Below are 12,934 nucleotides of genomic sequence, written 5' to 3'. Positions count from 1 at the left end.
ATTTTTAGTGAATTGATCATTCTTTATGTAAAAATCAGTCCGGCTCTTGTCAGGTTTATACAATACTTTATTTTTCAAACGAAATAAAACCGCAGTTGGTTGGGTGATCCAGGATCAGCCCATTTTTATGCTTCAGAAGATAACATCCGATGGTAAGGTCCCCGCCTGCAGACAGCATATTCAGGACTGCAAGCAAAAAAACCGTATTATTGGGAACGATCATGGAAACTGCAAAAAGGCCCAGACCTAATACACAGAAAGGCAGATATAAGCCCACCGAATAACTGCCGAACTTCAACGGCTCTCTGCAGTGGCAGTATGGAGTCAGCGAACTCTCCATCACACCAAATGCAATACTTTTCCATCCATCTTTACAATTCAGACTCCACCCCAAACCATGAAGCAGTTCATGGACAAATATGGCTGCAAAAAATAGTGCAAAAAAGAAGATCAGATTTCTTCCATTCATGGTCCACCCACTTTCTCCCCAGCGAATGAAATATAGTATATAAGCTGCAATACAGATTGGTCCGGCAGTAGCAAACGCCAAAACATTGGCCCTCAGCACGGAAATGATCCCGGAGGATTCCTTGTACCCTGCCTTTTTCATTTTTTCTCTCTGACTTTCAAAATTTTCAATCCGTTCCTGCTTTTTGTCTCTTTTTTTATCCAACATTTGCGATATCTCCTGTCCAATGTTCCTTTTTCTAAATAATTTTTTGTATTCTCCTTTTAATCTACCATAATGATTAAATATTTTCTATAATACTTGTAATCTATGAGTCGATAGCTTATAATAAAAACAATGATAATATTACGATAAATTATTGATAAGGAGTGATGATTTGATACAGATCAAACCTGTTTCTGACTTAAGAAATAAGTTTCCCGATATAGAAAAATTGGTCAACAAAGGGGAGCCTGTGTATCTTACAAAAAATGGTTACGGTTCTATGGTAGTTCTTAGTCTGGAGGCATATTCCAATCTAACAGACGGTTTAGAGACTGCTCTGGATAAGGCTGATGCTGCCGCCCAAAATAACAGTAGGCGTTATTCACATGAAGAAGTTTTTGAAGGGCTAAGAAGGAAAATAAATGACTGATAGCAAATATAGTTTGCGGTATCTCCCATTATTTTATGAGGATCTGAAAGAAAAGCTGACTTATATTTCTTCAACATTAGAAAATCCTCAAGCTGCTAACAACTTACTTGATGAGGTGGAAAAAAAGATAATAGAAAGACTTCCAAATGCAGAATCTTTTGAAGTCTATCATTCTTTAAAGGAAAGAAGATACCCTTATTATCGAATATATGTTAAAAATTTTGTGATTTACTATGTTGTAATAGACGATGAAAGCCCAAATAAAATTATGGAGGTAAGACGTTTTTTGTATCATAAACAAAACCGTGACTCTTATATATGACAGCACCAGAGAAATTCAAACACATCCTCAGAGTTAAATACAAACTCTGAGGATGCCTTTTTATTATTCTTATTTTCTTCTCTTTTCAATGTACTCAAGAATTAACTCCGCACAGTTTTCAGGACTGATCTTCGTCATATTAACAGCCAGATCATAATTCTGTACATCGCCCCATTTCTGTCCAGTGTAGTAGTTATAGTATGATTCTCTTGTCTTATCTTCCTTCTTCAGTTCAGATTTTGTGACCTCGCGGCCTTCCGCCTCAGATAGATGACCTATACGGAATTCATCATCTGCATAGAGATATATTGTATAAACATTATCCATATCTTTCAGCACGTAATCTGCACATCTTCCAAGAAAGACTCCAGAGCCGTATCCGGCAAGCTTGCGGATGATCTTGGACTGTTCCTTAAACATCTGATTGTAGACCGGAATGTGTCCCGGTGTTCCCATCATGACACTCAGTCCCTCCACATATCGGGAGCTTTTTCTGTAATTCAGCTCTTCCAGCGATTTCTCATCCAGATCATCCACGCCGATCTTCTCAGCAGCCATATACAGGATATCTCTGTTATAGTACCAGACATCCAGCTTGTCCGCCAAAACCTGCGCAACCTTCGTTCCATCGCTTCCGTACTGGCGGCTGATGGTGATCAATGTTTTTTCCATAGTTTCTCCTTTCCAATCTCGGTTTCAGAAAATTATCATAATATATTCATAATTCGCAACAGTTCCCTAACAATATTCAAGTATATTATAAATATATATTCTAATTATACTCATTTCATTACCAAAAGTCTATCTCTTTTCCAAATTCCCGACTTTGTATACAGATAACCGATGGGAAAAACGTTTTCTATAAAAGAAACAAAAGCAAGCTTGCTTTTGTTTTATGTCTGTCCCTTTCTCTCACTGCGGACTTCCCTCGGTGTGCTCCCATAGATTTCCCGGAACATTTTGATGAACAGTTTATAATTTTTAAATCCATGCTTCTCGATAAGATCCATGATCCCCTCTTCTGTGTTGCAGATATCATAGTATATATGCAGCAGACGGACCTGGTTGACATATCTTGAGAAGGACACTCCCATATTCTTTTTAAAAAAGCGGCTGAAATACTCACGGTTCAGATAAAAATGGGAAGCGATCTCCTCCAGCGGAATCGGATCTCTGTAATGTTCTTCAATATAGTCCGTGATCTCCCCCAGACGCTTTAAAGCCCCTTCCTTCTCTGCGGTCCTCCCGGTATCTTCTTCCCCAAAATGATTCAGCAGCTCATACAGGATCTCCATAGCGACTGCCTGGCTTTTTAGCTCATATCCCACGGGCTGCCTCACATACAAAAGGGGAAGCTTACGCAAAAGCCCGCAGACCGACTGGTATTCCTTTTCTTTTCCATGCTCCGCGCTCTCCCGGCTGCAGGACAGGCGGAAGCTGTCAATGTCCTTGACGTAGTTCTTCATTCTTTTCCTGGAAAACTGGATTATGATCATCATGGAGACTTCCGCACACTTCATCTCATGGATTTTATTGGAGTCAATGACCAGAAGATCCCCCGCTTTTGTGAGATGCTCTTGCCCGTCAAAGATCACGGATCCCGTGCCGTTCAGCACATAGATCAGCTCGATGGCCGTATGCCAATGGGGAGGGGTATACTGTCCCTTGTTAGTCCAATATTTGATATCTATACCTGTCTTTTCAAGTCTGTAGAGTGTTTCATACATATGTCAGCGCTTTCCTTTCCTATCACCCAGCCTCCATGTCAATATTGCCCTAAAAACTGGTCAAAAAATCATCTAATCAATCCTTGTATACAATGATATCATAGGAACCGTAAAAGAAAAACATCATTTAAGAAAGGAGGAACCGATATGACAAATACAAAAGCAGTACAGATGAATGCAGCAAAACTGTCCTTGAAGGAGAAAGTGAAAAAATATTTTATTGATAACTGTGATATCATCAGCGCCGGGATCACAGCAATGAACGGCGGTCATTACTATATCCCGCCGAAGAAAAGAATGTGAGGTACACGTGCAGAACGATGAAACAACCAATGAACCAATGAAAGAGTAAAACAGCAGGTATGATCCATAGGATACCTGCTGTTTTGCTGTCTATGTATTTTATTTTCTAATAGGGTCTCCCACCATCAGTTTTCTGATCACCCCGAGAAGGCTTTCGTATCCTCCCAGGAACTGGTTGATGGTCTTTACAAAGGCTCCGTAATGTACAAATTCTTCTGGTTTCAGGCCGTCTTCCTCATATGCCATGATAAAATCAGGAATCTTCTTCAGTTCATTTAGATATTTTTCGGGAACCGGGCGGCTCATACGCTCTTTTACTTCCACGTCGCTTCCGTTGATCTTCTCCTGCCAAGGCTGTGTGATGGTGAGCACCACGTCTCCGCCGATAAACTCTGACCAGTGGAAATAATTCCTGTACGCGGCAGCCAGAAGTCTTGTCTTATATCCGCGTTCCTGATAGATCTTATATGCATTCTTGAATGCTGCAACTCCCGCATACTCTAATGCGCATGGATCCAGACACAGATTGTCCCGTTTCACAGCTTCTTTTATCCAGTCATCGGTGCGTCCCACCATGATGGTGCACACCGGTGTTATATTCTCATTGGAAAGTCCCGCTTCTTCTCTCCGTTTTAATCCGCGCTCTACTGCCTCTGCCACTGCTACGGCCTGTGCCACAGTGAAGGATACAGTGGCGTTGATGCTGATACCGGCGAAGGTAGCTTCCTCAAATGCCTTGATTCCCGCTGCGGAAGTCGGCATTTTAACCATGATATTCGGTGCCAGGTCCCCGAATCCGATTGCCTGTTCTGCCATTGCGTCTGCGTTTCTGTATAATTTTGCGTTGGTCTGGATGGAGATTTTCCCTTTTTTATGATTTGTCTTTTCATAGACCGGATTAAGAAGTTTTGCTCCGCGCACTGCCATCTGTTCGATCAGGCGCCATGCAACCTCCTCCTCTGTTGCGTCCGGCATTTCATCGATCCACTTTACAAGAGTATCTTCCCAGAGATCCATCTCCTGATTTAATACATTTCCTACGATCACAGGATTGGTGGTAGCCCCGGTTGCTCCACGGTCGATGGCATACTCCAGTTCTTTTACCGCACAAGAATCGTTCCAATATTCGGTCTGTGGGAATTTTTCATTAGTTTCAAACAGTTTTCCTTTTGCATCTGACATAAAGAAGACTCCTTTCATGAGAAAGTCGTTGGTTACATAATGATTATATATTAGTATATTTAGATAATATTTTCAATATTTATTCCGAATTTTAACCAAAATATTATCAGCTCATTCACATGAACCTTTTTTTCTCCAGAAACACAAGAATTCTACACCCGAAGGGTATAGAATACGGGGTGCCCTCTGGGTATAAGATTTGTTTATATTTCATTTAGAATTGTTTATTTTCTATCCATTGTTTCCTACGGTAATCCTGCTATACTAAAAACATACCTCATAAGACATGAAACACAGCATGTCCCTGAGGCAATCGTTTTTCATATATATTTTTAATCCTCTCTTTTCATTAAAATATAAGAACCCCGCAGAGTACACTGCGGGGTTCTTATTATGATACCGGGATCTGATTATTTAAAATAGTTCACTCCTGAAAGGAAAATCTTCTGGTTTTTGTTTCCTGCAATGTTATTGGAAACAAAACGTCCCATACGTTCTGAATGGCCCATCTTTCCCAAAACCCTTCCGTCCGGGCTTGTGATACCCTCGATGGCATAATAGGAACCATTCGGATTAAAGTCCTCATTCATAGTAGGATCTCCATTCAAGTCCACATACTGGGTTGCCACCTGGCCGTTTTCAAACAGCTTTTTGATCACATCGTCATTTGCCACAAAACGTCCTTCTCCGTGTGAAACAGGGATACTGAAAATGTCTCCCGCATTGACTTCATGGAACCATGGTGACAGGTTTGAAGTCACTTTGGTATAGGCTACTTTTGAAATATGACGTCCAATCCGGTTCATCGTCAGCGTCGGAGACTGCTCTGTCTGCTCCACAATCTTTCCTTCCGGTACCAGTCCAAGTTTGATCAGTGCCTGGAACCCGTTACAGATTCCCAGCACGAGACCATCCCGATTGTTCAGCAGGTCCATGACAGACTCTTTGAGCTTTTCATTTCGGAAGGCTGTTGCAAAGAATTTGGCAGAACCTTCCGGCTCATCACCTGCACTGAAGCCTCCCGGGAACATGATCATCTGTGACTCTTTGATTGCTTTTTCAAACTCATCTACAGAGTCACGGATTCCCTGTGCGTCCAGGTTCTTAAATACCTTAGTAATGACCTCTGCCCCTGCGTCTTCAAACGCCCTTGCAGAATCATATTCGCAGTTTGTACCCGGGAATACCGGAATAAATACTTTTGGTTTCGCTATTTTATTCTTGGCAAAATGCGCCTTGCCTTTGGTGTAGTTTCTTGTCTCTACTACATCCTGGCTTCCTTCAGAGCGGGTCGGGAAGACTTCTTCCAAAGGCTTGGTCCACGCATCTGCGGCCTCTTTCAGCGGAACCACTTCATTTCCTAATACAAGTTCCGGTGTTGTGGTGATCTCACCGAGGAGAAGGCTTGGGATCGCAAGTTTTCTGATATCCCTCGTATCCATTTCCACCACGAAAGATCCGTAATGGTTCTCAACAAGATCTTTGATTTCAACTTCCTGGTCAAAAATAACTCCAAGGCCATTTCCGAAGGCCATCTTGGCAACCGCTTCAATGGTTCCTCCGAATCCGATGGCATAGCAGGATTTGATCGCACCTTCTTCTATGAGCCTGTGGATACGTTTGTAAACCTTTTTCGCCTCACTGTAAACCGGAAGGTTATAGACATCCCTCGGAATACAGATCCGCACGAGACGGTTGCCTGCGCGTTTCAGTTCCGGAGTGATCACGTGTTTTCCGTCTGCCACATCTACAGCAAAGGATACGAGCGTCGGAGGCACATCAATGTCGTTGAAGGTTCCGGACATACTGTCCTTTCCTCCGATAGATGCAAGTCCAAATCCGATCTGTGCGTGGTATGCACCGAGCAGTGCCGCGAATGGCTGTCCCCAGCGCTCCGGATCTTCTCCAAGGCGTTTGAAGTACTCCTGGAAGGTCAGACGGATCTTCTTGTAGTCACCGCCAGCTGCCACGATTTTTGCGATGGAATGAGTGATCGCATAAACTGCTCCGTGGAATGGACTCCATTTGGACAAGTATGGGTCAAATCCATAACTCATCATGGTCACGGTATCTGTCTTTCCGTGAAGCACCGGAAGCTTGGCTACCATCGTCTGGACCGGTGTCATCTGATATTTTCCGCCGTAAGGCAGAGTGACGCTGCCTGCACCAATGGTGCTGTCAAACATCTCTACAAGTCCTTTCTTGGAGCATACATTCAGATCTTTCAGTGTATTAATACATGCTTCCGTAAAACTCTTTGGAATCTCCTTATCAAAGAAGCTGCTGACGCGGTGCGGAATCTCTACATATACATCATTTTCCTGATGGGCTCCGTTCGTGTCCAAAAATGCACGGGACAGATTTACGATCTCTTTTCCTCTCCAGGAGAGAACTAATCTTGGCTCCTCGGTTACAACGGCAACCGCCACTGCTTCCAGGTTTTCTTCCTCGGAAAAGGCTAAGAACTGATCCACATCTTTTGGGTCCAGGACAACCGCCATACGTTCCTGGGATTCAGAGATGGCAAGCTCTGTTCCATCAAGTCCCGCATACTTTTTCGGCACCTTGTCAAGATCGATCGTAAGTCCGTCTGCGAGTTCTCCGATCGCCACAGAAACACCGCCTGCACCGAAATCATTGCACTTTTTGATCAGCCTGCTGACTTCTTTCCTTCTAAACAGTCTCTGGATCTTTCTCTCTGTCGGAGGATTACCTTTCTGTACTTCCGCGCCGCATGTCTCGATGGACTCTTCTGTGTGGACCTTAGAAGATCCGGTAGCTCCTCCGCAGCCGTCACGTCCGGTTCTTCCGCCGAGCAGAACGATGATATCTCCGGGATCTGAGCTTTCCCTTACGACGTTCTTTCTCGGCGCAGCACCCATGACAGCCCCGATCTCCATACGTTTTGCCACATAATCCGGATGATAGATCTCATCTACAAATCCAGTGGCCAATCCGATCTGGTTGCCGTAAGAACTATATCCATGAGCAGCTCCGGTCACGATCTTCCTCTGCGGAAGTTTTCCTTTTAAAGTATCTTTTAATGGTACAGTAGGATCGCCGGCTCCGGTCACACGCATAGCCTGATACACATAAGAACGCCCGGAAAGCGGATCTCTGATCGCTCCGCCGAGGCAGGTAGCCGCACCACCGAACGGCTCGATCTCAGTAGGATGGTTATGCGTCTCATTCTTAAAGCTTACGAGCCACTCCTCCTCTTCTCCGTCTATGGAGACAGGCACTACGATACTGCACGCGTTGATCTCTTCACTCTCTTCCATGTCATTTAAGGCACCTTCCCGTTTGAGCCGGCGCATAGCCATCAGCGCAAGGTCCATCAGGCAGACAAATTTGTCTTTCCTTCCCTGGAAAATGCTCTTGTGATCCAGCATATACTGCTCATAGGTCGCCTCCAAAGGCGCACGGTAAAAGCCTTCCTGGAACTTAATATTTTTAAGTTCCGTTGAAAAGGTCGTGTGACGGCAGTGATCAGACCAATATGTGTCCAGAACACGGATCTCGGTCATGGACGGGTCTCTCTGTTCCTCTTCTTTAAAATGCTTCTGGATGTGCAGGAAATCCTTAAAGGTCATAGCCAGGTTCAGGGAATCATAAAGTTCCTTAAACGGCTGTTCGTCCATATCCCTGAATCCTTCCACAATCTTTACATCTTCCGGCTCTTCAAACTCCATCACAAGGGTATCCGGTTTTTCTTCAGAGGACTCTCTGGAATCCACCGGATTGATGCAGTAATCTTTGATCTGACCCATCTCATCCTCAGATAATGCTCCCTTTACTACATATGTAGTGGCGCTCCGGATGACCGGTTCTTCACTTTCATTTAACAGCTTCAGACACTGCTGGGCAGAGTCTGCCCTCTGGTCAAACTGCCCCGGGAGGAATTCCACGCTGAAAGCCGTTTCCCCTTCTTCCGCAGGGAACGCTTCCTCATAAACTTCATCCACAGGAGGCTCACTGAACACGGTGCCCAGCGCCTTTTGATAGCTTTCCTCAGAAACATTTTCCACATCATAGCGGATCAGTACGCGGATGTTTTCCACATCCAATCCCAAGTACTGCCTCACTTCCTCCAGCAGTTCCTTTGCTTTGATGGCATAGTCCTGTTTCTTTTCCACATAAACTCTCTTTACTTGTCCCATATGGTCCTCCTCTATTCGTGCAGCTTCTTTATGATTTGAAACGCAGAAGCATTCTCCAAGATCATTGGATCTTTCTTCGCGTAAAAAACGATTCCATCCACGGTGGAATGCACCGCAGAAATAATATCTCCCTCGTAAGGGTCCAGGATCTCTCCTAAGAGCTGTCCCCGGTGCACTTCCTCTCCGACATTGACAAGACGCCGGAAAAATCCCGGTGCCTCCGTCTTAACTTCCGCCATGTCCTCTTCTTCTATAATACTTGCAATATAGCCGTTATGGCAATTATATTTTAAAATTCCCATTCTGGTTAAAAACCGCAAAACAGCAGATACAGCCTGTTTCGCCGAAAACTCATTGATATGTCCCGTATCACCGGAATAGACTGAAAATGCATCTGTCCCGTTGATCTGCCAGTTATAATTTAACGTCTTCACATCAAAGCTTCTCGGCTTGCTTGTGATCACATAAGGCAGTCCGAATAAATTTGCCAGACTTGCACTTTCCTTTCCCGTAGTCTGCATCCGCACATGGGGTATAAAATCTCCCTTCCGGTAAAATGAAGGAAACTGGATTCCATAGCGGTAGCCCTTTACTTTCTCAAATATATTGGCCGCCAGACGGCTGGTTGGCTCTCCCTGCGGATTCCCCGGAAACTCCCGGTTGATGTCACTGTTGTCCGATACCCAATACCGCATCCCTACATTCATTGATGAATTATTCATTGAAGGGATGACCAGGATCTCATGATTTCCCACAATCGAGCCGGATGCTTCCAGCTCCTTCAGTCTTTTTACCAGCAGAGAGCAGATAAAAAGCTGCTGAAATTCATTGCCTCTCATGGAGCCGACAATGCAGGCAGACGGTTCTGAGTCTTCGCCTGTACTGCCGAACCGAAATCCTTTTATTTTAAATTCTTCCCTGAGGTAAGAATCTGTCGTATACAATGTCTCTTTGATCATACCAGGGCACCTCCCACGACTCTGGCGATCAGAGACCCCTCCGTCACGCCCGGGTGTTCTCTGACAGTCATTAAGATACCGTCCACCGGCGCAATGATTTCTTCCTCCACCGCTCCCAGGATGGGACTGGTGATGCTGCCGATGATCTCACCCTTTTTCACATAATCTTTCACCTTCTTGTGAGTGACAAACAGACCGTTCGTCTCGCAGTTCAGATAATGAATCCCGTCATCATGGACAACCGGGGCCCTTTTCGGTTCTGCACACGTTCCCTTCCAGATGCCCAGTTCCTTCATGATGGCAAACACTCCCTCTATGATCTGTCTGCAGAAGTCATATTTAATCCTGAATGCAGCCCCTGATTCTGTGACCATACAAGGCACTCCCCGTTCATTCAGGGCATAGGAAAGGCTTCCCTCATTCACTGTCGTAGACGGATGTATCCAAATCAGATCAGTATTCATATATCCTGCGAGGCGGAGCAGGCCCTCGCCCGCATCGCTGTTTAATCTCACCTGGGGGATCTCCTGAAGGAAAATATTGCTGGAATGAATGTCGATTACACAGTCTGCACTCTCCATATCCTCCAGCAGCTTGGCCGCTGTATATTCCCCGAGTTCCCCTTTTAAGTCTCCCGGAAAAACCGCGCTGTAATCCTCCTGTGTAACTGGGATGCTCCGGCTCCTGGCATCCAGCCCCAAAGGGTTGACCGACGGATATACGTCCACGATTCCTGACAGGGAATCATAGTCCTCTTTGATCCTCTTTATGATTTCTCCGCATATATACTGCCCTCCAAGCTCATCTCCATATAAACCTGAAACGAGGCATATTCTCTTTTCTCTTCCCGTCATCACGTCCGGATGCAGGGAATTCTTCTTAATCCTTAATGTCTCCCGCACCGGGAGCTTTACTGATACTACTGTCTCAATCATCCTGTTATCTCTTTCCTGTCCTGTACGTCAATCCGCTGAACCACTCTGAAAAAAACAGCTTGAGAAGAATCGGCGCCAAAAGGGTTGTCACCAACACCATAATGACCATAGGTGCAAACATCTCTTCCCTGAGCAGCCCGACATGGATTCCTTTTTGTGCAACGATCAGTGCTACCTCTCCCCTGCAAACCATGCCGGCTCCGATCTTTAGGGACTCCTTATAGGAATACCTGCAGACCTTGGCCCCGATGCCGCAGCCGATGATCTTCGTCAGGACAGCGGCAATACTGATAAGTACAGTGAAGATGATCATCGTCTGAGTCATTCCCGCCACTTCGACTTTGAGGCCGATGCTGGCAAAGAAGATCGGGGTGATCAGCATGTATGAGATACACTCCACCTTCCGGTGAATATAGTAAGTCTCCGGTATTCTGCACAGGATGATCCCCGCCAGATATGCCCCGGTGATGTCTGCAATTCCAAATAATTCGGCCAAAAATGCCAGAAACAGGCAGAATGCCAGTGCAAGCACCGGAACCCGTCTTCTGTGGACCTGTTCGTTGTTTACTTTCATCGTGGACATCCTGCGGAAAAACTTGTACACAACAATTCCGCCGGCACCTGAGAGCACAAAAAACAGAGCCATCTTGCCGATTATCATAAGAACTCCTGTGACCTCAACCGTTCCGGCCCTGCCGATGCTTGTCATCACAGAAAGCAGTATAATACCCAGGATATCGTCAATGATGGCCGCACCGAGTATTGCCGTTCCGACACGGCCCTTAAGCTTTCCCATATCCTGAAGAGTTTCTACCGTTATACTAACAGACGTGGCAGTCAGAATAACCCCCACAAAAATATTTTCCATTAAATTCTTTTCAAACATAAAAGAGATGACCGCTCCGACCGCCAGGGGCACGACAACTCCGCACAGCGCGATCACCATGGCTGCTTTTCCGCTCCGTTTCAGTTCCCTGATGTCGGTCTCCAGCCCTGCCTGAAACATCAGGACAATAACACCGATCTCTGCCAGACTCAGGATAGTATCAGACGGTTTGATCACGTTCAGCATCACCGGTCCCAGTATAATGCCCGCAATCAACGCTCCGACTACAGGAGGCATGTTTACTTTTCTCGAGAACAGGCTGAAAGACTTTGTCAAAACCAGTATCACCGCTATATCCAATAAATATCTGTATTCTTCCATAATAATAGCCTCCGCTGCCAATATTCGATGGTATCGTATCACACAGGAAAACACTTGTCAAACCTGTAACAATCTCTTTGTCCCCTTGCTTTTTCCTTTATTATTTAGTATATTAAGAACAGCCCAAAAATGCAAATAAAATTAGTAGAATTTCTGTGCTCACAAAGCCGGATTCTAAGAAAAGAGGTAGTCTTATGAGTGAAGATATCAACGTAGAAGCCGACGTATTTGAAGAAGAAAATCCAATCATCCATCTGGAAATGGAGGATGGTGTCCAGCTCGACTGCGCCGTGATCTGTATCTTCGGCATCGAAGAACAGGATTATATCGCCCTGGTTCCCGTAAAAGACCTTGAGAACGATGAGGAAGAAAGTGAACTGCTTCTTTACCGCTATAAAGAATTGCCGGATGATGAGGTTCAGCTGGACAATATTGAGGATGACGAGGAATATGAGATGGTTTCTGCTGCTTTTGATGCTATTTTAGACGACGAGGATGATGAAGAAGAATAAAACATTCCTGTTCCTCTGCCAAGCTTTGGCCCATTCCGCATAAACAATATAAAAACCTTCGGAAACAGCTTTTTCTCTGCCGCAGCCGAAGGTTTTTTACTATTCAATTCATATACTTCTTAACTCTGCAGATCCAAAAGCCATTTCTTCTTCTGTTCATCAATGCTTCGATCAGATGATTCAGTTCTTCTTTATTCTGCAGCAAATATGCATTCTGGAAATAGCTTTCTTTGTCGAATTCTCCGTATCTGCCTTTTCCCCTTTTCCTCCGGACATTCTGAGCTGGAATTGTCTTGTTAAATTTGTTGGAAAATGAAAACAGCTGATCTGGCTTCCGTTTTTTGCAGCTTTCAGAGTGTACATCTTATTACCGTAAACAATCGAGTAGGGGAGATTAAATCTCCCCTCTCACACCACCGTACATGCCGTTCGGCATACGGCGGTTCAACATAACTTCAAAGCATGACGTTCCATGTAATAATCGTAGCAACTCACAAGCCCTGCCTGTTTCAGCTTTTCTTTTG

General features: G+C 44.8%; 12 protein-coding genes. 4 read left to right on the top strand and 8 right to left on the bottom strand.

What is annotated here, in order from left to right:
• Positions 1 to 67 precede the first annotated feature (67 nt).
• Positions 68 to 676 carry a DUF3267 domain-containing protein gene (locus QGT46_RS10495; RefSeq protein ID WP_148458865.1) on the bottom strand — a complete coding sequence of 203 codons (609 nt, stop codon included), beginning with the start codon at positions 674 to 676 and terminating at the stop codon, positions 68 to 70.
• Positions 677 to 845: 169 nt separating this feature from the next.
• Between QGT46_RS10495 and QGT46_RS10490 the strand changes: the two genes are divergently transcribed.
• Entirely contained in the window at positions 846 to 1,103 is a 258-nt protein-coding gene (locus QGT46_RS10490) for a type II toxin-antitoxin system Phd/YefM family antitoxin (protein WP_148458866.1), read from the top strand.
• Positions 1,096 to 1,425 carry a type II toxin-antitoxin system RelE/ParE family toxin gene (locus QGT46_RS10485; RefSeq protein ID WP_148458867.1) on the top strand — a complete coding sequence of 110 codons (330 nt, stop codon included), beginning with the start codon at positions 1,096 to 1,098 and terminating at the stop codon, positions 1,423 to 1,425. Before QGT46_RS10490 ends, QGT46_RS10485 begins: the two co-directional genes overlap by 8 nt.
• A 69-nt stretch (positions 1,426 to 1,494) precedes the next feature.
• Here the strand turns inward: QGT46_RS10485 and QGT46_RS10480 are convergent, their stop codons facing one another.
• Together QGT46_RS10480 and QGT46_RS10475 are read right to left on the bottom strand one after the other, a co-directional pair.
• Complete coding sequence (locus QGT46_RS10480) at positions 1,495 to 2,097, bottom strand: AAA family ATPase (RefSeq protein ID WP_148458868.1); 603 nt, start codon at positions 2,095 to 2,097, stop codon at positions 1,495 to 1,497.
• Positions 2,098 to 2,318: 221 nt separating this feature from the next.
• On the bottom strand, positions 2,319 to 3,152 hold the full coding sequence (locus QGT46_RS10475; RefSeq protein WP_148458869.1) for an AraC family transcriptional regulator: 834 nt from the start codon (positions 3,150 to 3,152) through the stop codon (positions 2,319 to 2,321).
• Between the two features lie 147 nt (positions 3,153 to 3,299).
• Between QGT46_RS10475 and QGT46_RS10470 the strand changes: the two genes are divergently transcribed.
• Complete coding sequence (locus tag QGT46_RS10470; protein ID WP_301590727.1) at positions 3,300 to 3,455, top strand: hypothetical protein; 156 nt, start codon at positions 3,300 to 3,302, stop codon at positions 3,453 to 3,455.
• 99 nt (positions 3,456 to 3,554) lie between these two features.
• Here QGT46_RS10470 and QGT46_RS10465 read toward each other — a convergent pair whose 3' ends face one another.
• The 5 genes from QGT46_RS10465 to QGT46_RS10445 form a co-directional block, all read right to left on the bottom strand.
• Positions 3,555 to 4,637, bottom strand: a complete 1,083-nt coding sequence (locus QGT46_RS10465) for a transaldolase family protein (RefSeq protein ID WP_301590725.1) — start codon at positions 4,635 to 4,637, stop codon at positions 3,555 to 3,557.
• Positions 4,638 to 5,047: 410 nt separating this feature from the next.
• Positions 5,048 to 8,797, bottom strand: a complete 3,750-nt coding sequence (locus QGT46_RS10460; RefSeq protein WP_148458871.1) for a phosphoribosylformylglycinamidine synthase — start codon at positions 8,795 to 8,797, stop codon at positions 5,048 to 5,050.
• 11 nt (positions 8,798 to 8,808) lie between these two features.
• The gene (locus tag QGT46_RS10455) at positions 8,809 to 9,756 is read right to left on the bottom strand and encodes a M14 family metallopeptidase (protein WP_024728187.1); all 948 of its coding nucleotides are present in this window, start codon (positions 9,754 to 9,756) and stop codon (positions 8,809 to 8,811) included.
• Positions 9,753 to 10,691 carry a M14 family metallopeptidase gene (locus tag QGT46_RS10450; protein WP_148458872.1) on the bottom strand — a complete coding sequence of 313 codons (939 nt, stop codon included), beginning with the start codon at positions 10,689 to 10,691 and terminating at the stop codon, positions 9,753 to 9,755. The genes QGT46_RS10455 and QGT46_RS10450 overlap by 4 nt, the downstream gene beginning before the upstream one ends.
• A gap of 4 nt (positions 10,692 to 10,695) precedes the next feature.
• Positions 10,696 to 11,898 (bottom strand): cation:proton antiporter, encoded by a 1,203-nt coding sequence (locus tag QGT46_RS10445; RefSeq protein ID WP_024728189.1) that lies wholly within the window; start codon positions 11,896 to 11,898, stop codon positions 10,696 to 10,698.
• Between the two features lie 194 nt (positions 11,899 to 12,092).
• On the opposite strand from QGT46_RS10445, the gene QGT46_RS10440 reads away from it, so the two are divergent.
• Positions 12,093 to 12,410 carry a DUF1292 domain-containing protein gene (locus QGT46_RS10440; RefSeq protein WP_024728190.1) on the top strand — a complete coding sequence of 106 codons (318 nt, stop codon included), beginning with the start codon at positions 12,093 to 12,095 and terminating at the stop codon, positions 12,408 to 12,410.
• The last annotated feature ends 524 nt before the right edge of the window (positions 12,411 to 12,934 follow it).

The organism is Anaerostipes faecis, from assembly GCF_910574135.1.
Taxonomy (GTDB): Bacteria; Bacillota; Clostridia; order Lachnospirales; family Lachnospiraceae; genus Anaerostipes; species Anaerostipes hominis.
The sequence above is the reverse complement of the archived record's forward strand: the minus strand, read 5'-3'. Positions and strand labels throughout refer to the sequence as shown.